Origin of the sequence: Sphingobium cupriresistens LL01 (assembly GCF_001046645.1) — a bacterium.
Lineage (GTDB): Bacteria > Pseudomonadota > Alphaproteobacteria > Sphingomonadales > Sphingomonadaceae > Sphingobium > Sphingobium cupriresistens.
This window is the reverse complement of sequence record NZ_KQ130434.1, coordinates 904,808-931,625: the sequence shown is the minus strand read 5'-3', so window position 1 is coordinate 931,625 and position 26,818 is coordinate 904,808. Positions and strand designations below refer to the sequence as shown.

Here is a 26,818-nt window from a genome sequence, read left to right as displayed (position 1 = left end):
TGTCGAAAGGAAGGCGGGAAATGCTACCCCGCCATTCCTTCCGCCTTTTCCGCCAATTCCAGCCAGCGCATCTCGGCAGCGTCCTTTTCCGTCCGCGCCCTCTCGATCGCGCCCGTCAACATGTCGAACCGTTTCCGATCGCGCGTGTAGAGCGCCGGGTCGGCCAGCGCCTCCTCATGCCCTGCGATCGTCGCTTCCAACTGCTCGATGGTTTTGGGCAGCAATTCCAGATCACGTTGATCCTTATAGGTCAGCTTGGTCGATACCGGCTTGGGCGGCGGGGCAGCGCTCACCGCCTTCTTCTCGATCCTGGCCGCCTTGCGCGGATCACGCTTGGCGATCCAGTCGGCATAGCCGCCGACGATCACATCGACCACGCCGGTCCCGTCCAGCCCCAGCGTCACGGTAACGGTGCGGTCCAGAAAATCGCGATCATGGCTCACGATCAGGACCGTGCCGTCATAGTCGGCAATCACTTCCTGCAACAGGTCGAGCGTTTCCAGGTCCAGATCGTTGGTCGGCTCGTCCAGCACCAGCAGGTTAGATTCGCGCGCAAATTCCCGCGCGAACAGCAGGCGCGACCGCTCGCCGCCCGACAATGTCGCGACCTTTGCTTCCGCCAGCGACGGGTCGAACAGAAAGTCCTTCAGATAGCCGTGGATATGCTTGCGCACGCCGCGCACGTCGATCCAGTCGCCCCCCTCGGCCAACACGTCGCGCACGGTCTTGTCGCCCTGCATCAGGCTGCGCTGCTGGTCGATGAAGATCATGTCCAGCGTCTTGGCCAGCGTCACGCTGCCGCTGTCGGGCGCCAGTTCGCCAGTCAGCAGCTTGAGCAGCGTCGATTTGCCCGCGCCATTGCCGCCGACGATGCCGATCCGGTCGCCGCGCTGCACCCGGATCGACAGGTCGTCGATGATCGTGCGCTCTCCGAAACTCTTCGTGACATGCTCGGCCTTGATGACGCTCTTGGTCTTGCTGTCGTCGCTGGCGACGGCGATCTTCGCTATCCCCTGCGGCCCGTTCATCGCGGCGCGCGTCTCGCGCATTTCCCACAGCTTGGCCAGCCGCCCCTGGTTCCGCTTGCGCCGCGCGGTGACGCCGCGCTCCAGCCAGTGCGCCTCGATCTTCAGCTTCGCGTCCAGCTTCTCGGCCGCCCGCGCCTCTTCGGCATAGACGGCCTCCATCCACTGTTCGAACCCGCCAAAGCCGATCTCGTTACGGCGCATCTGCCCACGATCCAGCCACAAGGTCTGGCGGGTCAGCCGCGTCAGGAAGGCGCGGTCATGGCTGATGACGATGAAGGCGCCATTGTACCGCGCCATCCAGTTTTCGATCCAGTCGATTGCGGCGATGTCCAGATGGTTGGTCGGCTCGTCCAGCAGCAGCAGGTCCGGCCCGCTCGCCAGCGCGCGGGCGATGGCGGCGCGTCGGCGCTCGCCCCCGCTTGCCGTCCTGGCTTCGCGCGACAAGTCGATGCCCAGTTGGTCGGCGATCGCCTCCACCTCATGCGGGGCCGGCGCAAATTCGCCCGCCAGCGCGAAATCATGCAGCGTGGCGAAGGGCGTGACGTCCGGATCCTGCTCCAGCGTGATGACCCGCGCGCCTGGCTGCACCGACCGTACGCCCTCGTCCGCCTCGATCTGCCCGCCCAGCAATTTGAGCAGGGTCGTCTTGCCTACGCCGTTGCGGCCGATCAGCGCCAGCCGGTCCTTCGCCCCCACGGCGATATTGAGGCCGCGGAACAACCAGTGAGAGCCTTGCGAAAGGCCAAGATTTTCGAACGAGAGAATAGGTGCTGCCATGGCGGTGCAGCTAAAGCCTGTCATGCCTCGTAGCAAGAGCGGAACCGGAAAGCTGTCGGACGGCTTTCAACGTGCGACAGCGTCCATTCATCGCACCCCGGCCAAAAAGGGGCGCATAATCGCAGAGGAGAATATTCGATGAAATCCGCTCTCGCCCTGATGGCGCTCGGCGTTGCCGCCCTTCCCGTGGCGGCGCTTGCCCAGACCAGCGTCACCATCGCCGAGACGGCGCCGGTCGTGACATTGAACGTCACCGAAAGCGTCGAAGCCGCGCCCAATGTCGCGACCGTCGGCACCGGCGTCCAGACCCGTGCGCTGACCGCGCAGGCCGCGATGCAGGACAATGCCGCCAAGACCGAAAAGCTGATCGCCGCGCTGGCCAAGGCCGGGATCGCCAAGAAAGATATCCAGACCAGCGGCATAAACCTGTCCGCCCAATATGATTATAGCAACCGCGACGGCCAGCCCGAAGGCCCGCGCTTCATCGGCTATGAAGCGTCCAACCAGTTGACCGTGAAGCTGCGCGACATCAAGAAAGTGGGCGCTTCGCTCGACGCCATGGTCGCGGCCGGCGCCACCAACATCAACGGCCCGACCTTTTCGATCGAAGACCCCTCGCCGCTGATCCAGCAGGCCCGCGGCGCCGCGCTCAAAAGCGCCAAGGCCCAGGCCGATTTCTATGCCCAAGCTGCTGGCTACCGCACCGCGCGCCTCGTGTCGATCAGCGAAAGCAACAGCGGCGGCCAGCCGCCCATGCCGATGATGCAGAGCGCCCGCTTCAAGGCGGATTCGGCCCCTTCGACCCCGATCGAACCCGGCCAGGTCAGCGCCTCGGTCACGCTGACGGTCCAGTATGCGCTGGACAAATAAGCGCCCATAGCGCGGATAAAAGGCGGCGGCGCCTGGGCATCGCCGCCATTTCTGTTCATCTGCGCGCCATTCACCACCTGTTCAATGCCCTTCGCCTATGCCATGCCCATGAATATGAAGTGGAACAGCCTGCCCCGCTCTCTGACCGTTGCGATCGCCGCCGCGCTTGCTCTTGTCGCCATCCCGGCCGCCGATGCGGGCAATCGCCGCGATGAACAGGACGCCGCGCGCCGGGCGATGCTCGACGGTCAGGTCATGCCCTTCGCCATGATCAAGCGCCGGGTCGACGCCACCATGGGCGGCGCAACCTATGTCGGCAGCGAATTCAACCCGTCCTCCAACCGCTACCGCCTGAAATATGTGAAGGACGGCAAGGTGATGTGGGTTGATGCGGATGGCCGGACGGGCGATATCATCGGCATGGCGCGCTAACATCCGCCCATGCCGCAATTCTAGAGCGGTTTGCGATCCGATTGCATCGGATCAACCGCTCTAGATTATTGGTTTTACGCGATTTCCGAGTCATCAGATGATTCCATCTGATTAGAAATCGCTCTAAAAAAGAAAAGGGCCTTTCATGCGTCTGCTGATCGTCGAGGATGAACCAAATCTGGGCCAGCAGCTCAGGAACACGCTGGAGGGCGCAGGCTATGCCGTGGACCTCGCCACCGATGGCGAGGATGGCCATTTCCTCGGCGCGACCGAAAGCTATGACGCGGTCGTGCTCGACCTTGGCCTGCCGACCATCGACGGTTTGACGGTGCTGGACCGCTGGCGCAAGGAAGGCCGCGCCTTCCCGGTGCTGGTGTTAACCGCGCGCGACAGCTGGTCGGACAAGGTCGCCGGGCTTGACGCGGGCGCCGACGATTATCTCGCCAAGCCTTTTCAGAGCGAGGAACTGATCGCCCGCCTGCGTGCGCTCATCCGCCGCGCATCGGGCAATGCGTCTAGCGAACTCACCGCCGGCGACGTTCGCCTCGACACGCGATCGGGCAAGGTGACGCTTAAGGGCGACCCGGTGAAGCTCACCGCGCAGGAATATAAGCTGCTCAGCTATCTGCTCCATCACAAGGGCAAGGTGGTCAGCCGCACCGAATTGATCGAACATATTTACGATCAGGATTTCGACCGTGATTCCAATACGATCGAAGTGTTCGTGACGCGTATCCGCAAGAAATTGGGCGCCGACGTCATCACCACCATTCGCGGTCTTGGCTACAGTCTGGACGAGCCGGGGCGGTAATCAGCCTTCCGCCCTACGCCGTTCGGACTGAGGCTGTCGAAGCCCAGCACTTTCTTAAGAAGGACGGCCCTTCGACAAGCTCAGGGCGAACGGATATGGGAACAGTCTGAAAATATGACCGATCCCGCATCCCCGCCCCCCGTCCGCTCCACCGGCTCCATCAGCCGGCGGATGATCGGCATTGCCGCGCTGTGGATCAGCGTGCTGCTGCTGGGCGGCGGCGTGGCGCTGGACCGGGTGCTGAGCGACGCGATCACACGCAATTTCGACGACGGCATGAACTATGTCCTGACCGCGATGATCGCAGCGTCGGAAATCGGCCCGGATGGCGAAGTCCTGTTCAACCGCGAACTCGCCGACCAGCGCTTCCTGGAACCCAATAGCGGCCTCTATTACCAGATCAGCGCCAAGGGGCATGAGGATTGGCGCTCTCGCTCGCTGTGGGACCGCGCGCTCAAGGTGCCGGCGGAACATCATGACCGCCACCTCCACACCTATGACAGCAAGCAATTCCCCGGCGAGGATCTGCGCGTGATGGAGCGCACCGTCGTTCTCCCCGGCTCCGACACGCGCTGGCTGTTCATGGTCGGCCAGGCGCGCGAAGGGCTCGACGCGCAGATCAAGACGTTGCGCTCCACCCTGTTCAACAGCTTCGCGTTGCTGGCGCTCGGCCTGTTCATGCTGGCGACGCTCCAGACCATTTATGGCTTGCGCCCGCTGCGCAAGGTGCGGCTGGAGATCATCCGTATGCGCGACGGCCACAAAAGCCGCGTCACCGAACCCATGCCCGCCGAAGTGTTGCCCATGGTCGAGGAATTGAACGCCCTGCTGGCCCACAATGAGCGGCAAGCGGAGGAAGCGCGCACCCATGCCGGCAATCTCGCCCATGCGCTCAAGACGCCGCTGACCGTCATCATGAACGCGGCCACGGCCAAAGCGCCGGACCTGGGCGACGCGGTGATCCGCGAAGCGACAACGATGCGGCGGCAGGTCGATCATCATCTCGCCCGCGCCCGCGCCGTCGGCCGGCGCGGCGCGGCGCAGAGCCGGGCGGACGTGTGGCCCAGCCTGACGGCCGTGGAACGCGCCGTCCAGCGTCTCTATCCCGACGCCCGTGTCGACATGGACGGCGACAAGGACGCTGCGGTCCGCGTCGAACGCCAGGATCTTGACGAAATGCTCGGCAACCTCATCGAAAACGCGGCTAAATATGGCGGCGGCAGCGTCTTCGCCACCGTCGTCGCGCGTGCGGGCGGCATGGTGGAAATATTGGTCGAGGATGACGGCATGGGCATCCCCGAAACCGAACGGGTCCGCATCTTCGACCGCGGCGTGCGCCTTGATTCCGGCAAGCCCGGCACAGGCCTCGGCCTCGCCATCGTCCGCGACGTCGCGGAAATCTATGGCGGCGCCGTCGCGCTGGAGGAAAGCGAGGATCTGGGCGGATTGCTGGTGCGGCTGCGCCTGCCCGCGGCGTGACGCGCCGTCATCCGGCAACGGTCGGTTGGGGGCCAGTAACCGCCGCCGCTATGCGTTCCCGATCGCCCTGACCGCGCCCTTATGCGCTTTGGCGCTATGGACATAATGATCCACGCCCTCGCGCATGTCGATCAGCGCGGCATCGGACAGGTCACGCATATATTTGGCGGGACGGCCGGCCCAAAGCTGACGGTGCAGCACCGTCTTGCCAGGCGACAGCAAGGCGCCCGCCGCCAGCATCGCGTCGCTTTCGACTGTGCAGCCGCTCATCACGACAGCCCCCAGGCCGACAAAGGCGCGATCCTGCAACACGCAGCCGTGGATCATCGCCATATGGCCGATCAGCACATCGTCACCGATGATCGCGGGCCAACCGTCGGCAGGACGGCCATCGGCGCGGTCGCCGGGGTTGTCGCAATGGATCACGGTGCCGTCCTGGACGTTGCTCCGCGCGCCGATCCGCACCCGGTTCACGTCGCCGCGGATGACGCAATTATACCAGATGCTGGCGTCCTCGCCGATCTCGACATCGCCGATGATGCGGCATCCCGGCGCGACGAATGCGCTGGGGTGGATGACCGGCGCCTTGCCGTTGAAGGGGATGATGCTGACATCTGGATACTCGGTAGCGGCCATTATGGCTCTCCTCTCATGGTCTGATCTTCAATACCGGCAGGATACTGGCATGATCGTCGGTCCAGGCGGAAAAACCGGGCGTTGGATTAAGCCATCGCCATGTTTCGCCATCCGACACACGCGCCAGCCGGTCCAGTTGCGACGGATCGCGCGACAGGGCGACCCAAATCGATGCGGCGTAGCGACGCGCGGCGTCGCGCTTGGCGGGCTTGTAATGGCGCAGACGCGCGTGCCAGCCGCCAGCCATCGCATCGCCCGCCACAACCGGCCGCAGGTCGAGATAGCGGTTGGAAATGTGGATCAGCAGCAGCCCGCCCGGCGCGAGGCGGCGGCCATAGATCGCCATCGCTTCGCGCGTCAGCAGATGCATCGGAATCGAATCGGACGAGAAGGCGTCGATCACCACTATGTCCGCACCGCCCGCCGGCTGACGCACCAGCGTCATGCGCGCGTCGCCGATAACGATGTCGGCGCGCGGCTGGCACCGCGCCAGGAAGCTGAAATCGGCTGGATCGCGCGCGATCGCGACAATGGCCGGATCAATTTCGTAGAAACGCCAAGTTTGGCCGGGGCGCGCATAGCAGGCAAGCGTCCCCGCCCCCAGTCCGACAACGTCGATCCGGGCTTTGCCCCCGAACAGGTCCGGCGCATGGCCCAGCGCCAGCCCGACACCGGACTTGGGCGCATAATAGCTGGTCGGGTCGCGTTCACGGCCTGGCTCCAGATTCTGGACGCCGTGCAATGTCGTGCCGTGGAACAGGATACGTTCGGTCGCGCTCTTGTTAGCGACGCCATAGACGCCGAAATAGCTGCGCGTCAGCATCCCGCTGGCCGACTGGGACAGTTTTTCCCAGCCGCTCAGGCACAGCATCAGATAGACCAGCATCGCCGCGGTCATGAACCGCTGGCCCAACGTCAGGATCGCCATCGCGATGATCGCGCAGAAGCTGAGCGATTTGACCAGCGGCGGCGTGGCGTCGCCCAAGGCCAGCCCGCCGCCCACCATCGACAGCGCCAGGCCAAGCAATAGCATGAGCGGCGCGAGCCAGACGCGGCGACGCGCATCTTCCCACAGCAGCCGAGGCAGGCGCAGCGTCGCTTCGCGCGCCGGCAGCAACAGCGCCGCGGCGATCAGCAGGATCGGATATTCATAGGTCCAGTCGAAGATCAGCGGGGCCAGCAGCGCGCAGAACAACCCGCCGACCATGCCCCCGACTGACATCAGCAGGTAGAAGCGGGTGAGATGGGCCGGTTCGGGCCGCAGGTCGTAGAGGCGCGCATGGAGCGCGATGGCGACGACGAACAGGACCGCCAGAATGCCCAGCGCGATGAAAACCGGGAAATGGATGCCGCCGGTAAAGGCGATGCACGCGCCGATGGGCAGTATAAGCGGCGCGATCAGGATGCTGAAGTCGGCTGCGCCGCGCCGCGCCGCAAAGGCGACCGTGAAGCTGAGCAGATAAAGGCCGAGCGGCAGCACCCAGAGCAGCGGCATCGCGACGATGTCGGTGGTGAGGTAGAGGCTGGTCGACATCATCAGGCCAGACGGCACGGCCGCCAGCGCCATCCAGTGCAGCATCCTGCGCCCGTCGGGCCGCGGCGCATCGCTCGCCTGCGCCGTGACTTCGCCCGCGCCGCCAGGCGGCAGGCGGCGGGCGCTGGCATAGACCAGGAAGAACAGCGCGCCGTAGCAGAGCGACCAGAGGAGGCTTTGCGCCTTCAAAGTCAGCAACGGCTCGACCAGCAGCGGATAGGCGATCAGCCCCGCGAAACTGCCGAGGTTGGACGCGGCATAGAGCGGATAGGGATCGCGCGCCTCCGACAGCGCAAACCAGCGTTGCAGCAGCGGGGCTTGCGCGGCGACGACGAAGAACAGCGGACCGATCGATGCGCCCAGCAGCCACAGCACCCAAAGAGCCGGCTCCATATCCTGCGGCGGTTGCCAGCCCATCAAGCCGATCGGCAGGAAGATGGCGGCGATCAGGAAAAGGCTCAAATGGATCAGCGCCTGCCGCCGCGCCGGAAAACGCCCCAGCATATGGGCATAGGCATAGCCGCCCAGCAGCAGCGCCTGATAAACCAACATGGCCGAATTCCACACCGACGGCGCGCCGCCCAGGCGCGGCAACGCCATGCGGGCGATCATCGGCTGGACCAGGAAGAGCAGAAACGAGCCCGCGCAGATCGTGACGACGAAGCGCGGGCGGGTTCCGATCCGCATCAGGCCCCCAGCAGCCTGGCCGCGTGGAGCGCGTGATAGGTCAGCACGCCGCTGCATCCTGCCCGCTTGAACGCCAGCAATGTCTCTAAAATCAGCGCGTCGCGGTCTCCCGCTCCCGCAGCGGCGGCATGTTCGATCATCGCATATTCGCCCGACACCTGATAGGCGAAGACCGGCACGGCGAAGCGATCGCGCACCCGCGCGACGATATCCAGATAGGGCAGGCCTGGCTTCACCATCACGCTGTCCGCCCCCTCCGCCAGGTCGAGCGCAACTTCGCGCAACGCTTCCTCGCCATTGGCCGGGTCCATCTGGTAATTTTTCTTGTCGCCCTTCAGCAACCCGCGCGATCCCACCGCGTCGCGGAACGGACCGTAAAAGGCGCTCGCATATTTGGCGGCATAGGCCATGATCTGGACATTGGGGTGGCCGTCCTGTTCCAGCGCCGCGCGGATCGCGCCGACGCGGCCGTCCATCATGTCGCTGGGCGCGATGATGTCCGCGCCCGCCGCCGCCTGGTTGAGCGACTGGCCGATCAGCACGTCGATCGTCGCGTCGTTCAGGACATAGCCCGTGTCGTCCAGCAACCCGTCCTGCCCATGGGCGGTATAGGGGTCTAGCGCCACATCGGTCAGCACGCCGATATCAGGCACCGCGTCCTTGATCGCGCGGATCGCCCGGCACATCAGATTGTCGGGATTGAGCGCTTCGGCCCCGTCGTCGCTGCGTCGCTGCGCTTGCGTGTTGGGGAACAGGGCGAGGCAGGGGATGCCCGCGGCGCGCGCTTCCTTCGCCCGTTCCACCATCCGATCCACCGACCAGCGCGACACGCCGGGCAGCGCAGCGATTGGCTCTTCCACCCCGGCCCCTTCGGTGACGAACAGCGGCCAGAGGAAATCGCTGGGCGACAGGCGGTTTTCAGCGTGCATCGCCCGGCTCCAGGCCGAGGCGCGGGTGCGGCGCAGGCGCAGCGCCGGATAGGGTGCGTAGGTCATGGCGCGGGTGTAGGCGGCGTGAGCCAAGGGATCAAGCGGGGCACATTGCCCATAGCGTGCGCGACGACGCCGAGATATTCGCCTCGGTGGAGGAAGCGGAAGCCTGGCTGTTCGACGTCGGGCAGCAGCGCCGCGTCGCCTGAACCGATCGAAACTGGCGCGCCGCACAGCCATCGCCTATGAGCGATGGATGCGCGCCATCCATCACATCGCCCTCATCTGTTCCGACTATGACCGTTCGCGCGCCTTCTATCGCGACATATTGGGCCTGCCCGTCATCCGCGAAGTGTGGCGCGCCGAGCGGCGATCGTGGAAATGCGATCTCGACGCGGGCAATGCGCAGATCGAGCTTTTCTCCTTCCCCGCGCCCCCAGCCCGGCCCAGCCGCCCGGAAGCCTGCGGGCTGCGCCACCTGGCTTTCACGGTCGCGGACATCGACGCGGAGGTGGCGCGGCTCGACGCGGCAGGGGTCCGATGCGAACCGATCCGCATCGACGAATATACCGGCCAGCGCTTCACCTTCTTCGCCGACCCCGACGGTCTGCCGCTCGAACTTTATGAGCAGGTAAAAAGCTGACGTGCTCCCGCCTTCGAGGGAGCAGGTGGCTTATTTCGCGAACCGCTTGAAGAAACTGTCGTCATTCCACGCCGGACGCGCATCGGCATTGGCGACGCGCAGCGTGACCGCGGTCACATAGGCGTTCAGCTTCGCGCTTTCGGCAGGCATGACTGGCTGGTTCAGATCGTCGAACGGCGAATGATAGAGGTTCGCCCGCCATGCCTTTTCGGCGTTTGCCTCCGGCGTGCCGGCCTTGAACCCATATTTGAAGAAGAGCGCCGGAATGCCTTCGCGGATGAAGGCATATTGGTCGGACCGGATGAAGACGTTGCGATCGGGGAAGGGATCGGGCGTGATCGGCAGGTTCATCTGCGCGCTCACCGCCGCCGCATCCTGGCCGAGCGAGCTTTGGTCATAGCCGATCGGCGTCACGCTGGTCAGCGGGAAGATCGGCAGCGCCATGTCGAAATTCAGGTCGGCGACGATGCTGGACTGCGGCACGGTCGGCCGCCGCGCGAAATAGCGCGCGCCCAGCAGCCCTTTCTCCTCCGCAGTGACGATCGCGAACAGGATCGACCGCTTGGGCTTCACCTTGCTGGCCTTGAGCGCCTTCGCGATCTCCAGCAGGCTGGCGACGCCCGATGCATTGTCGAACGCGCCATTATAGATGGCATCGCCCTTGATCGGCTTGCCGACACCATAGCCATCCAGATGCGCCGACAGCACGACATGTTCCGGCCGCAATTTCGGGTCGCTGCCCGGCAGCACGGCGATCAGGTTGGGCGACGACAGGTCGCGGCGCTTGGCCGCCACCTGCGCCTTGAAACGCAGCGCGAGCGGGAAGCTGGCGACCGCGGCGGAGGCGTCGGCCGCGGCGGCGATCGCAGCGAAATCCTTGTCCGTCCCGGCGAAGAATTGCGCCGACTTGGCTGGATCGACCTGCGCGCCAAGGAAAGGCGTCTGCGTTTCGCGCAGGGTCGCGTCGGCATAATAGAGCGCGGGCGCGCCCGCCAGCGCCACCCGGCGGACCCACGGAATCTCCACCTGTTTGGGCGTGACCAGCGTGATGAGGCCCAGCGCGCCCTGCTCGGCCAGCCAATGCGCGCGTTCGGAACGGGCATGGGACTTGAGCGCGCCGGAAATGGTGGACGGGCCGCCCGACAGCACGACGACGATCTTGCCCTTGAGGTCCAGCCCGGCGAAATCGTCATGCCCCGCTTCGGGCAGGTGCAGGCCATAGCCGGCGAACACCATCGGCGCGTCGATGCTTTCGGGCACCGGGCCGCCGCTCCCGGAAAAGATCAGGTCGCCCGGCACCGCCAGCGCCGTTTCGCCCTGCGGCCCGACCAGCGACGCGCGGCTCTGGTCCGCCAGGATCACCTGCTCGATAAAGGCGACCGGCTGCTTGTAGCCGTCGATCCCCGCGGGTTTCAGGCCCAATGCCTTGAACTGGGCGATCACATAGTCGGCCGCGCGATCATAGCCCGGCGTGCCGGTGCCGCGCCCTTCCATGCCGTCATTGGCCAGCGCCTGGACATGCGCCCACCAGCGCGCGCCGGCGTCCCCCTCCGGCGCCGCGCTGACGGGGGTTGCGGCGATCATCGCGAGCAGGGGAAGAGCGAGAAGGGAAAGGCGCATGGACGGGACACTCCGTAATTTCAGTCATCTATCATGCCTGAACCCGTTCGACGAACAAGGGGCTTGGAACCGCCACGGACAACGTGTATTGCTCAAGCAACACACGATGAGGAGATTGTGATGCCCCGCCCCTTGCCCCTGTTGACGCTGGCCCTGACCGGCATGGCCTTGACCGCCATTGCGCTGTCCACCACCGCCTGTTCGCGCACCGACGAATCGCCCGCTGCCGACGAAGTGGCCCGCAGCACGCAAGATTGGGCGACGCTCAGGGATTTCACGGAAATCGACGCGACCGGCCCGGACAATGTCGCCGTCACCATCGGCAGCGGCTTTGCGGTGAAGGCGGACGGCGATGCCAGGGCGGTCGCCGACCTCGATATCCGGGTCAAGGATGGCAAGCTGGTGATCGGCCGGAAGTCCAAGGGCGACTGGAGCTGGGGCCGCAAGGATGGGGACAAGGGGGCCACGGTTCATGTGACGATGCCCGCCATCGCCGCCGCCGCGTTAACAGGCGCAGGCGATTTCGACCTGGACAAGGCGCAGGGCGACCGGCTGGACCTGTCCCTGACCGGCGCGGGCGATTTCCGCATCGGCACGGTGGCGGTCAAGACGCTGAGCGCCGACATCACCGGCGCGGGATCGGTGAAGATTGCGGGCGCCGCCGACACGGCGAAAATGTCGATCACCGGCGCGGGTGACATCAACGCCGAAGCGCTGAAGGTCGGCACGGCGGACCTGTCGATCCTGGGCGCGGGCGACATCGACATTGCCTCCGACGGCAAGGTTGCTATCAGCATCATGGGTCCGGGCGACGTGAAGGTGAAGGGCAAGGCGCAATGTACGACAAGCGGCGTAGGACCGGGCGAAGCGCGTTGCGCACCCTGACGGCGACCGCGCTGTTCCTCGCCGCGCCCGCTAGTGCCGCGACACGCGGCTACACCATCACCAGCTTTGACGCGATCCGCGTGGATGCGCCCGTCACCGTCATCCTGACCACCGGCGCAGGCGCATCGGCGCGGGCGGAGGGCGACCAGAGCGCGCTCGACCGGCTGAAGGTCGACGTGTCGGGCCGGCTGCTCACCATTGGCATGGACCGGGCGCGGCCGGGCGAAAAGAGCGGCGGCGCGGCCACGCTGCGCCTGTCCACCGGCATGGTCGAACGGATCGTGTTGACCGGCGGCGGCTCGATATCGATCGATCGCATGAAAGGATTGCTGGGGCAGATCGTGCTCGGCGGCAATGGCGATATCAATGTCGCGAAAGTCGAATTGGACCGGGTCGACCTAACGCTGTCGGGCGGCGGCCGGGTGACGATGACCGGGCGCACCGGCGTCGCCAATATCCGCGTCAACGGTCCCGGCGCGCTGGCGGCCGAGCCGCTGATCGCGCGCCAGGCCAGCGTCAGCAATGAAGGACCGGGCAGCAGCACCCTGACAGCCGACGTTACCGCGAAGGTGACGACGTCAGGATCGGGCGACGTCACCATCACAGGCAAGGCCGCCTGCACCGTCGATAATCGCGGCACCGGCCGCGTGCGATGTGGCGGCGAGAACTTCTAGCAGGGGTTAGCCGTCGACAAGCGCGGCATTGGATGCGCGCCCGACCTTTGGTCGATGACCAAAAAAGCCGGAGGATCGCTCCCCCGGCCGTCCATGTCTGTCATTCGCGGTCGATCAGAACCGATAATTTGCGCTGATCGTGACATTGCGCGGCGGACCGTAGCGATATTGATCGTAGAAACCGATCTGCGCGAAATAGGTCTTGTCGGTCAGATTCTCCAGATTCGCCTGGACCGAAAGCTGTTCGTTCACGGCCAGTCGCGCCATCAGGCTGACCAGGGCATAGCCATCCTGCTGGAAGTTGAACGGAGCGCCGGTGACCGTATTGAGGCCCGCCGAATAGGCCTTGCTGCGATAATTCACGCCGCCGCCGAAAGTGAAGCCCGACAGGATGTCCGGGAAGGTGTAAGTGGTGAACAGCTTGAGCAATTTGCGCGGCTGATTGACCGATACGGCATCGCCATCGGAATCCTTCGCCTTGAACTGACTATAGCCGAAATTGAGGTTCCAGTTCTCCAGCGGGCTGCCATTGAGTTCGAATTCGAAACCCTCGCTCCGCGTGCCGTCGATCGCGATCGAGGGTTGCTGCGGCAGGCCGCCGGGCGGCGTGATCGGCGGCGCGGTCAGATCGACCTGGGCCAGATTGTCCTGCTCGATACGGAACAGGGCGATCGAGGTTTGCAGCTTCTCGTCGAAAAAGGCGCTTTTCAAGCCGATTTCATAGGCGTTGCCCTCCAGCGGATCGAGTTGCCGCAGATTGGCGTCGAGCGCGCTCTGCGGCTGGAATATCCTCGTATAGCTGGCATAGAGGCGATGGCTGGGGGTGACGTCGAAGAGCGCGCCGACATAGGGAATGAACACATTCTTGTCGCCATAATCGCTGGTGACGCCATAACTCAGCCCTTTCTGCCTCCACGTCGCCAGGCGGCCGCCGCCGATCAGCTTGAACTGGTCGGCCAGGTTCAGGCGGACCGCGCCATAGACGCCGCTCTGCGTGATCTTTTCCTCGACCGCGCGAAACGCCGTGGTCGAAAAACCCGGATTCTCATAGGCCGACCCCGTTTCCGCGACGAAATTCGGCCCGGCGGGGAATGCCAGCGCGCTGAAGCTGTCGGTAAAGCGTTTCTGGATGCTCTTCATCCCGCCCAGTACGACTTCATGGTCGCGGCCGAACAGGTTGACGCTGCCCTTGACCTGAACATCATAGGCATTCTGGATGCTTTCGCCATGATCCTTGTAGGGGAAGGCGTATTGGATGGTACCGGTCGCCTTATCGACGGCCCCCGACAAATAGAGGAGTTGCGCCTTTTCGGCATTTTTCAGGCGATTATAATTGGCGGTGACCGTCCAGTGTTCGCCGATCTCCTGGCGGATCGTCGCGAAGATATTCTGGTTGATCGTGTTCCAATAGGTCCAGTCCCCGGTCGTGCTCTTCGAACGTGACCAGTCGGTGAGCGTGCCATCGGCGTAGAAGGTCGGCAGGTTGCCCCAGGACGGCGAATCGCGATTGGTGTCCTGATGGCTGATCCCGGCGCGGACCAGCGTATTGTCGGTCAGATCAGCGTCGACGACGCCATAGAGAATGATCCGCTTGTCGCTGAATCGGTCGATATAGCTGTCGCCCTGCTCGTAGCGGCCGACCACGCGCGCGCGGATCCGGCCGTCGGCTGTGATTGGCGTGCTGACATCGCCCGATACGCGCCAGCGGTCCCAACTGCCATAGCTGGCGTTGACATAGCCGGTCAGGTCGGTGGCGTCGGCGTGTTTGCGCACGAAGTTGATCGACGCCGACGGGTCGCCCGCGCCGGTCAGCAGGCCGGTTGCGCCGCGCACGATCTCCACCCGTTCATAGACGGAGACGTCCGTGCTGGTTTCGCCCGCGCCGCCCGCCAGGGTCCAGGCCAGCGGAATGCCGTCATATTGGAAATTGCGAATTTCAAAACCGCGCGCATAAAACTGGTTGCGCAGATCGTCGAGATTGTTGACCGATATGCCGACGCCATTGCGCAACACATCGGCGGCGGTGACCAGATTTTGGTCGATAATGCGTTGAGCGGTCAGGATGGTTACAGACTGCGGCGTTTCCCGAACAGTCAGGCCAAGCCCTGTGGCGGTGTCGATCTTGTCGGGCAGCGTGTATGCGCCGGTGACGATGATCTGCTCCTCCGGCGGCGCAGCGTCGGCCGCCACTTGCGCCTGCGCCGTGGCCGGCATGACGGCGACGCCGGCCAGCGACGCGGTCAGGAAGAGAGAATATCTGCGAATCATCTAAAGCCCCCGATCTTGCGGTGCCGGCCCTCAGCGATGGATAGACTCCAAAGCCGCGACGGCATCCGTGACGGGTTGCAATAATGTTATTAATAATGTTTCGCAATATTATCTGGAGCCAGATTGAGCAATCTGCGCGTCTTTTTTGCGACAGCGTCGCATTTGCCTCACAAAAGATCAGCCATGGCCGCGTCGTCGCCGGGTTTCCCAGCCTTTCTTTGCGGCAGCGGAACGATCCGTGGCAGGTCGTCCGGCCGATGCGGCTCCACCCTTGCGGCCGCCCTTGCGCGACGCGACATGAGTATCGGGCTTGCCCCGGCCGGAGCCGGACTTGTTGCCGCCGCCCGATTCCTTGTTCACTGTGGCCCAGGCCCGGCGCTCGGCCTCGTCCTTGGACACGCCGCGATCCTCATAACCTTCCTCGATATGTTGCGCCTTGCGCTTTTGCTTGTCGGTATAGCTGCTCTTGTCCCCTTGAGGCATGACCCATCTCCTTGGTCGTCCCCGCACCCTTCCAACACGCCATCGCTATGCAGGTTCACATCGATGCGATACCGTCACGAACAAGCGGAACGGCGACCGCCGATGCGCGTTCGATCGATATGGAAAACCACACGCTCATCGAACGTCTGGCGCGTCACCTCGCCGCAGCGGCTCCCGGCGAATGGCAGGCCCGGATAGAGGACGCCGCCAGCATCCTCGCGATCCTCAAGGAGCCGGATGCCGCGATGCGCGAAGCGGGCGATGTGGGCATGTGGGGCGCGATGATCGATGCCGCGCTACGCGAGCGCTGGGCGATTGCGCAACCTGCCGCCGAACCGAACGAATTCGGCGGATCGGACGAAGAGGGCGAAATCAGGCTGACTTCCGATGCGGTGGGACATGATCGCGCGGATTGGGTTCATCTGCATCATGGGCAGGAGAAAGATATATGAAAGGGCTGTTGAAACTGGCCATCGTCACGGGTCTTGGCGCCTTTGCAATCAAGGGATGGCGCGACTGGATGGGTGATGGCGCCGCGCCCGACGATCGCGGCCCGGTAGGTTCATCGGGCGTGGTGCGCGATGCGGGGCCGCAACAGGGCGTATCGTCCAGGGAATGGGACAAGGTGGACGAACAATCCGACGGATCCTTCCCGGCCAGCGACCCGCCCGGCAATTACTGAGGCCCCCTCCTATAGCATGAACGCAGTCCATTGCTCCCCCGACGCGCGCCCCTTATGAGGCGGCATAAGGGCGACATCGCCGCCTGCAACAGGGGATATATTATCTATGCCTTCGGGTCTGATCGCGCTGCTCGATGACGTGGCGGGCATCGCCAAATTGACGGCGACGTCGCTGGACGACGTGGCGGCGGCGGCCGGTCGCGCCGGAACGAAGGCTGCGGGGGTGGTGATCGACGATGCCGCCGTCACCCCCAAATATGTAATGGGCCTGACTCCCGACCGCGAATTGCCGATCATTTGGAAGATCGCCAAGGGATCGCTGCGCAACAAATTGCTCTTCCTGCTACCTGCCGCACTGTTGATCAGCGCCGTCGCGCCCTGGCTGCTGCCCCCGCTGCTGATGCTGGGCGGCGCGTTCCTGTGTTTCGAGGCCGTGGAAAAGCTGCTGGAGGCTGTCCAGGGCGGCCATGATGTTGCGCAGGAAGTGGTGGAGACGCACAGTTCCGCCGAATTGGAAAACCAGAAGGTATCGAGCGCGATCCGCACCGACTTCATCCTGTCCGGCGAAATCATGGCGATTTCGCTGGGCACCGTCGCGACCGAGCCGGTATGGGAACAGGCGCTGATCCTGGTGGTCGTCGCCATCCTCATCACCGCAGGCGTCTATGGCGTCGTCGGCCTTATCGTGAAGATGGACGATATCGGGCTGCATCTCGCCACCAAAAAGGGCGCGGGCACGCAGGCGCTGGGCCGCGCACTGGTGAAAGCGATGCCAGTGCTGATGGCGATCCTGTCTGTGGTCGGCACCGCGGCGATGCTGTGGGTCGGCGGCGGATTGATCGTCCATGGCCTGCATGAATTTCACCTCGACCTCATCCCCGGCGCGATCCATCATGTCGCGGAGGGCGCGGCCCATGCCATGCCCGCGATCGGCGGCTTCCTCGACTGGCTGGTCAACGCCATCGGCGGCGCGATCGTCGGGCTGGTGATCGGCGGGATCATTGTTGGCGCGCTGCATCTGTTGCCGTCAAAGAAGCATTGAGCCCACCGCAAACGTGACCCACCCCTCCCCCTGGCGTATCGAGGCCGGCGCATTGATTGCGCTCGCGCTGCCGATGATCGCTGGCAATATCGCCTGGTCGGCGATTGCGGCCACCGATCTGCTGTTGCTCGGCCGGATCGGAGCGGAAGCGGTCGCCGCGGGGGCGCTGGCCATCAACCTGTTTCATGCGCTGCTGCTGTTCGGCATGGGGCTGGTCACCGCCGCATCGCCCCTGATCGCGAGCGAACGGGGCCGCCGCCGCCATAGCGTGCGCGACGTGCGCCGCACGGTCCATCAGACCCTGCGTGCCGCGCTCTTCTTCGTCGCTCCCGCCTGGCTGCTGCTGTGGCAATGCGAAACGATATTGCTGGCGATGGGGCAGGACGCCGATCTGGCGCGTGAGGCCGGGCATTTGATGCATGGCCTGCAATGGGCGCTGCTGCCCTTTTTGGGCTTCACCACATTGCGCAATTTCATCGCTGCGCTCGAACGGCCGATTTGGGGCCTGATCGTCATGCTGGGGGCCATTCCCTTCAACGTCTTGATGGGCTGGGCGCTGATTTTCGGCCATTTGGGCTTTCCGTCGCTCGGCCTGTTCGGTGCGGGCCTGGCCAGCACCCTGTCTTCCTGCTTCCTCTTCTTCGGCCTGCTTGCCGTCATCCTGATCGACCGGCGATTCCGCCGCTATCGGCTGATGGGCCGTTTCTGGACCCGCGATCGCGAACGGCAGCGGCAGGTCTGGGCGCTGGGCCTGCCTATCGCGATCACCCTGGGATTCGAAACCAGCGTGTTCAACGCCTCGGCTTTCCTGATGGGCCTGATCGACCGCGATTCGCTCGCGGCCCACGCCGTCGCGATCCAGATTGCCGCGCTGGTCTTCATGGTGCCGATGGGCATCGGCCAGGCGGCGACGATCCGGGTCGGCATCGCCTATGGTCGGCAGGACCGCGCCGGCATCGGCCGGGCGGGCTGGCTGGCGCTGATGATCGGCACCGGCTTTGCCGTCTGCGCCGCCGCGCTGCTGATCTTCATGCCGCGCACGCTGGTTTCGGCTTTCCTCGACCTGTCCAACCCCGCCAATGCGCGCACCGTGACATTGGCCATCAGTTTCCTGGCCGTGGCCGCCCTGTTCCAGCTGGTCGATGCGGCGCAGGCGGTGGGCGCAGGGGTGCTGCGCGGGGTGCAGGATACGACTGTGCCGATGATCTTCGCGCTGATCGGCTATTGGGTGGTAGGCATCGGGGTCGGCATTCTGCTCGCCTTCCCGTTCGGCATGAAGGGGCTGGGCATCTGGCTGGGCCTCGCCAGCGGCCTGGGCGTGGTGGCCGTACTGCTCATCAGCCGCTGGACGCTGCGCGAACGGCTAAGATTGGCGCCGGCCTGACACGATCCATCGTATTGATTGCACGGAAAGGATATGGTGCGGCGCACAAAGCAATTGAAAGAATCGGCAAAATCGGTCAGGGAAGCGACATCATGCAAGCTCCGACCGAGATTTTTGAAGCCATCGCGCTCCAGAAGTGCCTGAAGGTGACCTATAATAAAATGGTCGTCACCCTCGCCCCGCACATCCTTTACACCCGTCATGACGAATTGTTCATCGACGCGGTGACGACAGACCGCGACGGCCGCCCGCCGCGCGAGTTGAAGCTCGGCACATTCAAGCTGGTCGGTCTGTCCGATCTACAGGTGCTCGATGAGCCGTTCGAGGCGATGTATGGCCTTTATAATGACGGCGACGACAAATATAAGGGTGTGACCCTGTTCGCCGTCGCGCCCGAAAGCGCCGCCGCCTGATCCTCGCATCCGGCCGCTGCGACTGTCGGTTTTAGCGTTCGAACAGCCGGTCCGGCCATGGCTCGCGCGCCTGCCAGCCGCGGCGCTCCAATTCTGGTATCGAGCATTGTTCGGCCGGATAGCCGATGCAAAGCAGGGCGATCAGCGACCAGTGGACGGGGACGTCCAGCATGGCGGCGACAGCCTGCGGTTCCAATATCGACACCCAACCCACGCCGATCCCGCGCACCCGCGCCGCCAACCACAGATTGTGGATCGCCAGCACCGTCGAATAGCGCAACATTTCGGGCATGGTGGCGGTGCCAAGGCCATGGCCGGCCGACGGCGCTTCATCGCAGAACACCGCCATCAGTTCGGGCGCTTCGCGTACCCCGTGCAGCTTCAGGGATTGATACCGGTCGCGCTGCGCCGGATCGGCATAGCGGGCGGAAGCGCTGGCGCTGGCGTCGTCGATATGATCGGCCAACGTGGCGCGAATCGCGGCCGAACGCAGGCGCATGAACCGCCAGGGCTGCGCATTGCCGACCGACGGCGCCAGGCAGGCGCAGCGCAGCAGGTCGCGCATGTCGGTTTCCCGCACCGCTCGCCGCTCGAAATGGCGTACGTCGCGGCGCCAATGCAGCAGCGTCTCCAGTTCCGTGGCGAATGCCGAGCCGAAGATCGGTGCCACAAAGCCGTCGTCCGCCGTCATTTCTTCAGTCGATATCCGGTACGGAACATCCATCCGATGACGCTGATGCAGACCACCAGCATCCCCGCGACGAACAACAGGCTCAGCCCGATCGCGACGTCGCCCTTGCCGAAGAAGGTCCAGCGGAAGCCGGAGATTAGATAGACGATCGGGTTGAACAGGGTGATCGTGCGCCACGGTTCGGCCAGCATATGGACCGAATAGAAGGCGCCGCCCAGGAAGGTCATCGGCATGACGAGCAGTAGCGGGATCACCTGCAACTGTTCGAAACTCTGCGCCCAGACCCCCAGGATGAAACCGAACAGGCAGAAGCTGACCGCGATCAGCAGCATGAAGCCGACCATGGCGAAAGGATGCGCGACCGGCACGTCCACGAACATATGTGCGGTCAGGAAGATGATGCTCCCCACGATCAGCGACTTGGTCGCCGCCGCGCCGACATAGGCGATGACCGTCTCCGTCGCGGACACCGGCGCGGACAGAAGTTCGTAGATGGTGCCAGTAAATTTTGGCATATAGATGCCGAAACTGGCATTGAAGATGCTTTCGGTGAACATCGCCATCATGATGAGGCCGGGCACGATGAAGGCGGCATAGGGGATGCCGTCCACCTCCGTCATGCGCGACCCGATCGCCCCGCCGAACACGACGAAATAGAGCGAGGTGGTGATGACCGGGACCAGCAGACCGGTCAGCAGCGTGCGACGGAAACGGTGCAGCTCGAACGCATAAATGGACGCGATGGCGCGCAGATTCTGGAGGCTCATGCGGCCTTCTCCTGATGGACGAGGCTGACGAATATGTCTTCCAGGCTGCTCTGCCTTGTATTCAGATCCTTGTACCCGATGCCCAGGTCGCCCAGCTTGCGCAGCAGCGACGACACCCCGGTCCGCTCCGCCTGGGTGTCGAAGATATAGTCCAGTTCATGGCCTTCCCCGCCCAGCGTGACGCCCCATTCGGCAAGGTCCGCGGGCACCACGTCGATCGGTTCGGCCAGCACGACCGTCAGCGTCTTCTTGCCCAGCTTCTTCATCAGCGCGGTCTTGTCCTCGACCAGCATCAGTTCGCCCTTGTTGATGACGCCCACCCGGTCGGCCATTTCCTCGGCCTCCTCGATATAATGCGTCGTCAGGATGATGGTGACGCCGGTCTGGCGCAGTTCGCCGATCAGCTTCCACATGTCCCGGCGCAATTCGACATCGACGCCTGCGGTCGGCTCGTCCAGGAACAGCACCCGCGGTTCATGAGACAGCGCCTTGGCGATCATCACGCGCCGCTTCATGCCGCCGGACAGTTCCAATATCTTGCTGTGGCGCTTGTCCCAGAGCGACAGGTCGCGCAGCACCTTCTCGACATAGGCGTCGTTGCGGGGCTTGCCGAACAGGCCGCGGCTGAAATTGACCGTGTCGATCACCCGTTCGAACTGGTCGGTGGATAATTCCTGCGGCACAAGCCCGATCGCGGTGCGCGCGCCGCGATAGTCGCGCACAATGTCGTGGCCCGCCACGGTCACGCTGCCGCCGGTGGCGCGCGCGATGCCGCAGACGATCGATATCATCGTCGTCTTGCCCGCGCCATTTGGCCCCAGTAGCGCGAAAATCTCGCCTTCCTCGATGGTCAAATCGACGCCCTTCAGCGCCTCGAAACCCGACGCATAGCGTTTCGTCAGGCCCTTGATCTCAATGATGGATGCCATGGATGGCTCTGCCCCTTTTGCGTTGCGGCAAAGATAGGGGGTGAATGGCTTAGTGCAACCTATTCGCCGCGCTTCGAAAAGCGGAAGACGGTCGCGGGCGGGAAATTGCGCACTGTCTGGCCTGCGCGCACCACGTCCAGCCCCAGCGCGTCGATCACGTCGCGGCTCACCGGCGGGCGCATTGAATAGGTGAACTGAACGAAGCTGCCGCCGGGCCGCAGCATCCGGAAGGATTCCGTCAGGATATCATGGTGCATGTAACGGTCCATCGCCAGCAGAGGCAGACCGCTGACCACGGTCTGATAATCGCCCGCCTGGCCCGCCGTCGCGGTCGATACGATCTGCGCGGGCGTCTCCAGGATCGACACATGGGGAAAATGCCGGCGCAGCCCGCGCGCGAAGGCGGGATTAATCTCCACCACCTCCAGCTTTTCTGCCGGCAGGCCGGTTTCCAGGATCGCGCGGGTGAATACCCCGGTCCCGCCGCCCAGTTCCAGCACGCGACCATCCAGCGGATCGATCTGCGCCACCATCAACCGGGCGAGATAGCGGCTCGACGGCACCACCGACGCCGTCTGGCGCGGTTTCTTGACCCAGGCGGCCAGGAAATCGAGATATTCGGTGGCGCGGGCGCGAAATTCCCCGCTCGGCAGGGCGATCGCTCTACTGCGCTTGGGCTTATGCTGCATAAGCGAAATGCGACCGCTTTATTTCCATCGCGACTCCCTTAGCGGGGACAAGGGGCGGCGTCGATTGCCTTTCGCTTAGGTCATCCAGCATCGCGCTGGCCCGACAGCATGTCCACCCGTTCCTGCAACCAGTCGGCCACCGCGCCGATCCGCGCCAGCTTGCGCAGGTCGCCATGCATAACCAGCCAGAAGCTGCGGGTAATCTCCACCCGTTCGGCCATCAGCGCCGTCAGGCCGGGGTCGCGCCGCGCAATGAAGTCGGGCAACACCCCGATCCCCGCGCCGTCCGCGATCATCCGCTGCTGCATGATGATGCTGGTCGATCGCAAGGTCGCCTCCAGCCCCGCCTCCACCTCGTCCAGATAATCCAATTCGGGCGAGAAGATGAATTCGGGCACATAGCCGACCAGCACATGGTCGCGCAGGTCCGCCGGGACGCCCGGCGTGCCGGCCCGCGCCAGATAGGCGGGGGACGCATACAAATGCAGCCGATAATCGCCCAGCCGCCGCACCGTCAGCCGCCCACGCTGCGGCCGCGCCAGCATCACCGCCATGTCGGCCTCACGGTTGGATGGGTTGAGAAAGCCGGATGCCGTCACCAGATCCAGCCTGATGCCGGGATGCCGCCGGTTGAAATCGCCCATGCCGGGCGCCAATACCCAGGTGCCGAACCCTTCGGCCACCGACAGGCGCACTTGCCCCGCCAACCGATGCTCCTGCCCCTTCACATCCTCCAGTGCGGCCAGCGCCGCACTTTCCGCGCCTTCTGCATGGTGGAGCAGCGCCTGCCCGCGCGCAGTCAGCGTCCGTTCCCCGGCAGCCAGTTCGAACAATTCGGCGTCGAGCGCCTTTTCCAGCCGTGCCAGCCGCCGCGCGATGGTGGTCGCATCGATGCCCAGCGCGCGGGCGGCAGGCGCAACCTTGCGCGCGCGGGCGACCGCCAGAAATACCCTGAGATCGTCCCAGTCGAACATGCGCGCGCCTATCCTGCAAATTTGCAGCCTGTCCATGCACAACTTCGCCATTGCTTGCAATAACGCGGCATTGCTAGAAGCGTTCGGGAAAGCGATCCTGCTGCGCAGCGCCCATCATCGGCGCACCGGACAGGATGGCGGAGTATGGAGAGCATGACCCAGTTCGACCTGACCGAGGACCAGCGCGCCATTCAGGAGATGGCGCAGCGCTTCACCGCCGACGCGATCACGCCCCATGCGGCGGAATGGGACGAAAAGCATATCTTCCCCCGCGACACGATCCGGGCTGCGGCGGACCTCGGCTTTGGCGGCATTTATGTGTCGGAGGAATCAGGCGGCATCGGCCTTGGTCGGCTGGAATCCGCCCTGATCATGGAAGCGATGGCCTATGGCTGCCCGTCCACCAGCGCCTTCATCTCGATCCATAATATGGGCGCCTGGATGATCGACCGGTTCGGCAACCAGGCGGTGAAAGACAAATATCTGCCCGATCTCGTACCCATGGCGCGCATGGCCAGCTATTGCCTGACCGAAGCAGGCGCAGGATCGGACGCCGCCGCGCTCAAGACCAAGGCGGTCCGGGACGGCGATCATTATGTCGTAACGGGTTCCAAACAGTTCATCTCCGGCGGCGGCGAGAATGACGTCTATGTCGTCATGGTCCGCACGGGTGAGGACGGGCCGAAGGGCATCTCTTGCCTGGTGATCGACAAGGATATGGACGGCGTCAGCTTCGGCGCGCAGGAACGCAAGCTGGGCTGGCATTCGCAGCCGACCGCGCAGGTCAATTTTGATGCCGTCCGCGTGCCGATGGAGAATCGGGTCGGCGCGGAGGGCGAAGGTTTCCGCATCGCGATGATGGGGCTGGACGGCGGTCGCCTCAATATCGGCGCCTGCTCGCTGGGCGGGGCGCAACGCTGCATCGATGAGAGCGTGCGCTATACCAAGGATCGCAAGCAGTTCGGCCAGTCGATCGCGGATTTTCAAAACACCCAATTCACCCTGGCCGACATGCAGACCGAATTGGAGGCCGCCCGCACGCTGCTTTATGCCGCGGCCGTGAAGGTGACGGACAACGCGCCCGACAAGACCCGCTTTGCCGCCATGGCGAAACGCTTCGCCACCGACACCGGATCGTCGGTGGTCGATCGCGCGCTGCAACTGCATGGCGGCTATGGCTATCTGATGGACTATCCGATCGAACGCATCTGGCGCGACCTGCGCGTCCATTCGATTCTGGAAGGCACCAACCAGGTCATGCGGATGATCGTGGCGCGGGATATGTTGCGCTGAACCCGATCCTCTCCCCCTTGGGGGGAGAGAGGATATTTAGCCTTGGCGCGGCACGCGCCTAGGCGAAATTGGAGAGGGGCCTGTGCGCGATCCCCCTCTTCCAGCTCCCCCCAAGGGGCGAGCAAGGAGATAAGAATGACCGACCAAGTCCTGACCATCATCGAAAACGGCGTCGGCCGCATCCGCCTGAACCGGCCCAGGGCGATCCATGCCCTGACGCCTGAGATGTGCGCAGCGATCAACGACGCGCTGCTGGGCTGGGCGCAGGACGATGCGGTCGTCGCGGTGATGATCGATCATCTGCCCGCCGCCGATGGCGATCCCAAATTGTCGCGTGGCTTCTGCGCGGGCGGCGACATCGCGCTTATCGCCAACAGCGCCAAGGCCGACTGCGTCGAGGCGGAGCGTTTCTTCCATGTCGAATATCGAATGAACCATCTGCTGTTCGTCTATGGGAAGCCGATCGTCGCGTTCATGGATGGCATCGTCATGGGCGGGGGCGTGGGGCTGTCGCTGCCCGCGCGCTATCGCGTCGCGACCGAGCGGACGACTTTCGCCATGCCCGAAACCGGCATCGGCCTGTTCCCCGACGTGGGTGGCGGCTGGTATCTGCCGCGCCTGCCCGGCCGGGTCGGCGCCTGGCTGGCGGCGACGGGCGCGCGGATCGACGGGGCGGATTGCGCCGCGGTCGGCATCGCCACCCATTATATCGCCTCGGACAGGCTGGATGCGATCAAGGCCCGCATCCTGGCCGACCCTCTGGGACTGGACGAGATATTGGACGAAAATGGCGAAACCCCGCCGCCATCTAAGCTGGACGCGCACCGCGCCGACATCGACCGGCTGTTCGCCTCCGACAAGGCGGAGGCGATCGTCGCCGCGCTGCAGGCGGACGGCGGCGAGTGGTCGGGCAAGCAACTGGCGGTGCTCGCCACCAAATCGCCCCAGACGATCAAGGTGGCGCTGCGCCAGTTGGTCGAGGGCGCGGCCAAGACCGACTTCGCCGCCAATATGGCGATGGAATATGGCCTCGCCTGCGCGATCATCCGCCGCCCCGATTTCGTCGAGGGGGTGCGCGCGGTGATTTTCGACAAGGATAATGCGCCGCAATGGAATCCGGCCACGCTGGAGGGGGTGAGCGATGCGATGATCGACGCGATCTTTGCGCCCCTGCCGGCGGACAAGCAATGGACGCCGCTGCCGGCGGCCACGGACGCCGCCTGACCAGATTAAGAAAGAGGAAGCCCGGAACATGACCCAGACGATCGCCTTCATCGGCCTTGGCAATATGGGCGGCGGGATGGCCGCCAACCTGCTGAAAAACGGCTATGCCGTGCGCGCCTTCGACCTGTCCGAAGAGGCATTGGCCAAGGCGGAAGGCCATGGCGCCGTCCGTGCGACCAGTGCCGCGGACGCCGTGACCGGGGCCGATGCGGTCGTCACCATGCTGCCCGCCGGCAAGCATGTCGAGAGCGTCTATGCCGGCGAGATTTTCGGCGCGGCCAAGCGCGGCGCGCTCTTCCTCGACTGTTCGACCATCGACGTCGCCACCGCGCGGCGGGTGATCGAGGCGGCGGTCGCCAAGGGATTCGAAATGGTCGACGCGCCTGTTTCGGGCGGCATCGCGGCGGCCAATGGCGGCACGCTGACCTTCATGGTCGGCGGCGCGGATGCGGCCTTCGCCAAGGCCAAGCCGATCCTGTCCGCCATGGGCAAGGCGGTGATCCATGCCGGCGGCGCAGGCAATGGCCAGGGCGCGAAGATCTGCAACAATATGCTGCTGGGCGCGACGATGGTCGCCACATGCGAAAGCTTCGCCATGGCGAAGAAACTGGGCCTCGATCCGCAGACCTTCTACGATATTTCCAGTGTCTCTTCCGGCCAGAGCTGGTCGATGACCAGCTACTGCCCCGTCCCCGGCGTCGGCCCGCAAACCCCGGCCGACAATGGCTACCAGGGCGGCTTTGCGGTCGGCCTGATGCTCAAGGATTTGAAGCTGGCGACCGAGGCCGCCGCCTCGGTCGGGGCCAGCGTGCCGATGGGCAACGCCGCCGAGGCGCTCTATCAGTTGCTTGCAAACCGGGGCGAAGGCGCGCGCGATTTCTCGCTGATGATTGAGATGCTGGAGGGGAAGTAACGCCCCCTTTCGGGCGGAGCGAAGCGAAGCGGCTTCGCTCCGCTCGGCCTGACCCTTCGAC

At 64.5% G+C, this 26,818-nt stretch carries 27 protein-coding genes; 15 read left to right on the top strand and 12 right to left on the bottom strand.

Annotated features, from left to right (window positions below):
- Positions 1-23 precede the first annotated feature (23 nt).
- Positions 24-1,805, bottom strand: a complete 1,782-nt coding sequence (locus V473_RS04525) for an ABC-F family ATP-binding cassette domain-containing protein (protein ID WP_066601038.1) — start codon at positions 1,803-1,805, stop codon at positions 24-26.
- A 138-nt stretch (positions 1,806-1,943) separates the two neighbouring features.
- Here V473_RS04525 and V473_RS04520 point away from each other — a divergent pair, with 138 nt between their 5' ends.
- From V473_RS04520 to V473_RS04505, 4 genes are all read left to right on the top strand, one after another.
- Positions 1,944-2,675, top strand: coding sequence for an SIMPL domain-containing protein (locus tag V473_RS04520; RefSeq protein WP_066601036.1), 732 nt, complete (start codon positions 1,944-1,946; stop codon positions 2,673-2,675).
- 84 nt (positions 2,676-2,759) lie between these two features.
- Positions 2,760-3,107, top strand: coding sequence for a hypothetical protein (locus tag V473_RS04515; RefSeq protein ID WP_066601034.1), 348 nt, complete (start codon positions 2,760-2,762; stop codon positions 3,105-3,107).
- A 145-nt stretch (positions 3,108-3,252) separates the two neighbouring features.
- Positions 3,253-3,918, top strand: a complete 666-nt coding sequence (locus V473_RS04510; RefSeq protein WP_066601032.1) for a response regulator transcription factor — start codon at positions 3,253-3,255, stop codon at positions 3,916-3,918.
- A gap of 171 nt (positions 3,919-4,089) precedes the next feature.
- Positions 4,090-5,397 carry a sensor histidine kinase gene (locus V473_RS04505; RefSeq protein WP_148648379.1) on the top strand — a complete coding sequence of 436 codons (1,308 nt, stop codon included), beginning with the start codon at positions 4,090-4,092 and terminating at the stop codon, positions 5,395-5,397.
- Between the two features lie 48 nt (positions 5,398-5,445).
- Here the strand turns inward: V473_RS04505 and V473_RS04500 are convergent, their stop codons facing one another.
- From V473_RS04500 to hemB, 3 genes are read right to left on the bottom strand one after another with little or no spacing between them, the layout of a single operon-like run.
- Positions 5,446-6,033, bottom strand: coding sequence for a gamma carbonic anhydrase family protein (locus V473_RS04500; RefSeq protein WP_066601028.1), 588 nt, complete (start codon positions 6,031-6,033; stop codon positions 5,446-5,448).
- A 13-nt stretch (positions 6,034-6,046) separates the two neighbouring features.
- A complete protein-coding gene (locus V473_RS04495) occupies positions 6,047-8,254 on the bottom strand; it encodes a fused MFS/spermidine synthase (RefSeq protein ID WP_066601026.1) in 2,208 nt (735 codons plus the stop codon).
- Complete coding sequence (hemB, locus tag V473_RS04490; protein ID WP_066601022.1) at positions 8,254-9,249, bottom strand: porphobilinogen synthase; 996 nt, start codon at positions 9,247-9,249, stop codon at positions 8,254-8,256. The genes V473_RS04495 and hemB overlap by 1 nt, the downstream gene beginning before the upstream one ends.
- Before the next feature lie 190 nt (positions 9,250-9,439).
- Between hemB and gloA2 the strand changes: the two genes are divergently transcribed.
- Positions 9,440-9,826, top strand: a complete 387-nt coding sequence (gene gloA2 / locus V473_RS04485) for an SMU1112c/YaeR family gloxylase I-like metalloprotein (RefSeq protein WP_066601020.1) — start codon at positions 9,440-9,442, stop codon at positions 9,824-9,826.
- A 30-nt stretch (positions 9,827-9,856) separates the two neighbouring features.
- On the opposite strand, the gene V473_RS04480 is transcribed toward gloA2, so the two are convergent.
- Complete coding sequence (locus tag V473_RS04480; protein WP_066601018.1) at positions 9,857-11,446, bottom strand: M28 family metallopeptidase; 1,590 nt, start codon at positions 11,444-11,446, stop codon at positions 9,857-9,859.
- Between the two features lie 120 nt (positions 11,447-11,566).
- Between V473_RS04480 and V473_RS04475 the strand changes: the two genes are divergently transcribed.
- The gene (locus V473_RS04475; protein WP_066601015.1) at positions 11,567-12,331 is read left to right on the top strand and encodes a head GIN domain-containing protein; all 765 of its coding nucleotides are present in this window, start codon (positions 11,567-11,569) and stop codon (positions 12,329-12,331) included.
- Positions 12,283-13,005 (top strand): head GIN domain-containing protein, encoded by a 723-nt coding sequence (locus V473_RS04470; RefSeq protein ID WP_066601013.1) that lies wholly within the window; start codon positions 12,283-12,285, stop codon positions 13,003-13,005. The genes V473_RS04475 and V473_RS04470 overlap by 49 nt, the downstream gene beginning before the upstream one ends.
- Before the next feature lie 114 nt (positions 13,006-13,119).
- Here V473_RS04470 and V473_RS04465 read toward each other — a convergent pair whose 3' ends face one another.
- Both V473_RS04465 and V473_RS04460 read right to left on the bottom strand, forming a co-directional pair.
- Entirely contained in the window at positions 13,120-15,273 is a 2,154-nt protein-coding gene (locus V473_RS04465) for a TonB-dependent siderophore receptor (RefSeq protein WP_066601011.1), read from the bottom strand.
- A 177-nt stretch (positions 15,274-15,450) separates the two neighbouring features.
- A complete protein-coding gene (locus tag V473_RS04460; protein ID WP_066601010.1) occupies positions 15,451-15,756 on the bottom strand; it encodes a plasmid stabilization protein in 306 nt (101 codons plus the stop codon).
- A gap of 119 nt (positions 15,757-15,875) precedes the next feature.
- Between V473_RS04460 and V473_RS04455 the strand changes: the two genes are divergently transcribed.
- The 5 genes from V473_RS04455 to V473_RS04435 all read left to right on the top strand — a co-directional run bounded on the left by V473_RS04455 (position 15,876) and on the right by V473_RS04435 (position 19,277).
- Positions 15,876-16,208: a hypothetical protein gene (locus tag V473_RS04455; RefSeq protein WP_066605034.1), complete on the top strand. Its 333-nt coding sequence runs from the start codon at positions 15,876-15,878 to the stop codon at positions 16,206-16,208.
- Complete coding sequence (locus V473_RS04450) at positions 16,205-16,438, top strand: hypothetical protein (protein WP_066601007.1); 234 nt, start codon at positions 16,205-16,207, stop codon at positions 16,436-16,438. Before V473_RS04455 ends, V473_RS04450 begins: the two co-directional genes overlap by 4 nt.
- 106 nt (positions 16,439-16,544) lie before the next feature.
- Entirely contained in the window at positions 16,545-17,480 is a 936-nt protein-coding gene (locus tag V473_RS04445) for a DUF808 domain-containing protein (protein ID WP_066601005.1), read from the top strand.
- 73 nt (positions 17,481-17,553) lie between these two features.
- Positions 17,554-18,864: an MATE family efflux transporter gene (locus V473_RS04440; protein ID WP_066605032.1), complete on the top strand. Its 1,311-nt coding sequence runs from the start codon at positions 17,554-17,556 to the stop codon at positions 18,862-18,864.
- Positions 18,865-18,956: 92 nt separating this feature from the next.
- Entirely contained in the window at positions 18,957-19,277 is a 321-nt protein-coding gene (locus V473_RS04435) for a hypothetical protein (protein ID WP_066605019.1), read from the top strand.
- Between the two features lie 31 nt (positions 19,278-19,308).
- On the opposite strand, the gene bluB is transcribed toward V473_RS04435, so the two are convergent.
- From bluB to V473_RS04410, 5 genes are all read right to left on the bottom strand, one after another.
- Positions 19,309-19,968: a 5,6-dimethylbenzimidazole synthase gene (gene bluB / locus V473_RS04430; RefSeq protein WP_066601004.1), complete on the bottom strand. Its 660-nt coding sequence runs from the start codon at positions 19,966-19,968 to the stop codon at positions 19,309-19,311.
- The gene (locus V473_RS04425) at positions 19,965-20,735 is read right to left on the bottom strand and encodes an ABC transporter permease (protein WP_066601002.1); all 771 of its coding nucleotides are present in this window, start codon (positions 20,733-20,735) and stop codon (positions 19,965-19,967) included. Before V473_RS04425 ends, bluB begins: the two co-directional genes overlap by 4 nt.
- Entirely contained in the window at positions 20,732-21,664 is a 933-nt protein-coding gene (locus V473_RS04420; RefSeq protein ID WP_066601000.1) for an ABC transporter ATP-binding protein, read from the bottom strand. Before V473_RS04420 ends, V473_RS04425 begins: the two co-directional genes overlap by 4 nt.
- 59 nt (positions 21,665-21,723) lie before the next feature.
- Positions 21,724-22,353, bottom strand: coding sequence for a class I SAM-dependent methyltransferase (locus V473_RS04415; protein ID WP_066600999.1), 630 nt, complete (start codon positions 22,351-22,353; stop codon positions 21,724-21,726).
- A gap of 80 nt (positions 22,354-22,433) precedes the next feature.
- Complete coding sequence (locus V473_RS04410) at positions 22,434-23,327, bottom strand: LysR family transcriptional regulator (RefSeq protein WP_066600997.1); 894 nt, start codon at positions 23,325-23,327, stop codon at positions 22,434-22,436.
- Between the two features lie 153 nt (positions 23,328-23,480).
- Here V473_RS04410 and V473_RS04405 point away from each other — a divergent pair, with 153 nt between their 5' ends.
- The 3 genes from V473_RS04405 to mmsB all read left to right on the top strand — a co-directional run bounded on the left by V473_RS04405 (position 23,481) and on the right by mmsB (position 26,757).
- The gene (locus V473_RS04405) at positions 23,481-24,620 is read left to right on the top strand and encodes an acyl-CoA dehydrogenase family protein (RefSeq protein WP_066605016.1); all 1,140 of its coding nucleotides are present in this window, start codon (positions 23,481-23,483) and stop codon (positions 24,618-24,620) included.
- A gap of 135 nt (positions 24,621-24,755) precedes the next feature.
- The gene (locus tag V473_RS04400; RefSeq protein ID WP_066600996.1) at positions 24,756-25,844 is read left to right on the top strand and encodes an enoyl-CoA hydratase/isomerase family protein; all 1,089 of its coding nucleotides are present in this window, start codon (positions 24,756-24,758) and stop codon (positions 25,842-25,844) included.
- Between the two features lie 4 nt (positions 25,845-25,848).
- Positions 25,849-26,757 (top strand): 3-hydroxyisobutyrate dehydrogenase, encoded by a 909-nt coding sequence (mmsB, locus tag V473_RS04395; protein WP_269076442.1) that lies wholly within the window; start codon positions 25,849-25,851, stop codon positions 26,755-26,757.
- Positions 26,758-26,818: the final 61 nt, after the last annotated feature.

Excerpts from the sequence above, each read along its gene's own strand:
- V473_RS04525 (WP_066601038.1), bottom strand. The coding sequence starts at position 1,805 with ATGGCAGCACCTATTCTCTCGTTCGAAAATCTTGGCCTTTCGCAAGGC.
- V473_RS04520 (WP_066601036.1), top strand. The coding sequence starts at position 1,944 with ATGAAATCCGCTCTCGCCCTGATGGCGCTCGGCGTTGCCGCCCTTCCC.
- V473_RS04515 (WP_066601034.1), top strand. The coding sequence starts at position 2,760 with ATGCCCTTCGCCTATGCCATGCCCATGAATATGAAGTGGAACAGCCTG.
- V473_RS04510 (WP_066601032.1), top strand. The coding sequence starts at position 3,253 with ATGCGTCTGCTGATCGTCGAGGATGAACCAAATCTGGGCCAGCAGCTC.
- V473_RS04505 (WP_148648379.1), top strand. The coding sequence starts at position 4,090 with ATGATCGGCATTGCCGCGCTGTGGATCAGCGTGCTGCTGCTGGGCGGC.
- V473_RS04500 (WP_066601028.1), bottom strand. The coding sequence starts at position 6,033 with ATGGCCGCTACCGAGTATCCAGATGTCAGCATCATCCCCTTCAACGGC.
- V473_RS04495 (WP_066601026.1), bottom strand. The coding sequence starts at position 8,254 with ATGCGGATCGGAACCCGCCCGCGCTTCGTCGTCACGATCTGCGCGGGC.
- hemB (WP_066601022.1), bottom strand. The coding sequence starts at position 9,249 with ATGACCTACGCACCCTATCCGGCGCTGCGCCTGCGCCGCACCCGCGCC.
- gloA2 (WP_066601020.1), top strand. The coding sequence starts at position 9,440 with ATGCGCGCCATCCATCACATCGCCCTCATCTGTTCCGACTATGACCGT.
- V473_RS04480 (WP_066601018.1), bottom strand. The coding sequence starts at position 11,446 with ATGCGCCTTTCCCTTCTCGCTCTTCCCCTGCTCGCGATGATCGCCGCA.
- V473_RS04475 (WP_066601015.1), top strand. The coding sequence starts at position 11,567 with ATGCCCCGCCCCTTGCCCCTGTTGACGCTGGCCCTGACCGGCATGGCC.
- V473_RS04470 (WP_066601013.1), top strand. The coding sequence starts at position 12,283 with ATGTACGACAAGCGGCGTAGGACCGGGCGAAGCGCGTTGCGCACCCTG.
- V473_RS04465 (WP_066601011.1), bottom strand. The coding sequence starts at position 15,273 with ATGATTCGCAGATATTCTCTCTTCCTGACCGCGTCGCTGGCCGGCGTC.
- V473_RS04460 (WP_066601010.1), bottom strand. The coding sequence starts at position 15,756 with ATGCCTCAAGGGGACAAGAGCAGCTATACCGACAAGCAAAAGCGCAAG.
- V473_RS04455 (WP_066605034.1), top strand. The coding sequence starts at position 15,876 with ATGGAAAACCACACGCTCATCGAACGTCTGGCGCGTCACCTCGCCGCA.
- V473_RS04450 (WP_066601007.1), top strand. The coding sequence starts at position 16,205 with ATGAAAGGGCTGTTGAAACTGGCCATCGTCACGGGTCTTGGCGCCTTT.
- V473_RS04445 (WP_066601005.1), top strand. The coding sequence starts at position 16,545 with ATGCCTTCGGGTCTGATCGCGCTGCTCGATGACGTGGCGGGCATCGCC.
- V473_RS04440 (WP_066605032.1), top strand. The coding sequence starts at position 17,554 with ATGATCGCTGGCAATATCGCCTGGTCGGCGATTGCGGCCACCGATCTG.
- V473_RS04435 (WP_066605019.1), top strand. The coding sequence starts at position 18,957 with ATGCAAGCTCCGACCGAGATTTTTGAAGCCATCGCGCTCCAGAAGTGC.
- bluB (WP_066601004.1), bottom strand. The coding sequence starts at position 19,968 with ATGACGGCGGACGACGGCTTTGTGGCACCGATCTTCGGCTCGGCATTC.
- V473_RS04425 (WP_066601002.1), bottom strand. The coding sequence starts at position 20,735 with ATGAGCCTCCAGAATCTGCGCGCCATCGCGTCCATTTATGCGTTCGAG.
- V473_RS04420 (WP_066601000.1), bottom strand. The coding sequence starts at position 21,664 with ATGGCATCCATCATTGAGATCAAGGGCCTGACGAAACGCTATGCGTCG.
- V473_RS04415 (WP_066600999.1), bottom strand. The coding sequence starts at position 22,353 with ATGCAGCATAAGCCCAAGCGCAGTAGAGCGATCGCCCTGCCGAGCGGG.
- V473_RS04410 (WP_066600997.1), bottom strand. The coding sequence starts at position 23,327 with ATGTTCGACTGGGACGATCTCAGGGTATTTCTGGCGGTCGCCCGCGCG.
- V473_RS04405 (WP_066605016.1), top strand. The coding sequence starts at position 23,481 with ATGACCCAGTTCGACCTGACCGAGGACCAGCGCGCCATTCAGGAGATG.
- V473_RS04400 (WP_066600996.1), top strand. The coding sequence starts at position 24,756 with ATGACCGACCAAGTCCTGACCATCATCGAAAACGGCGTCGGCCGCATC.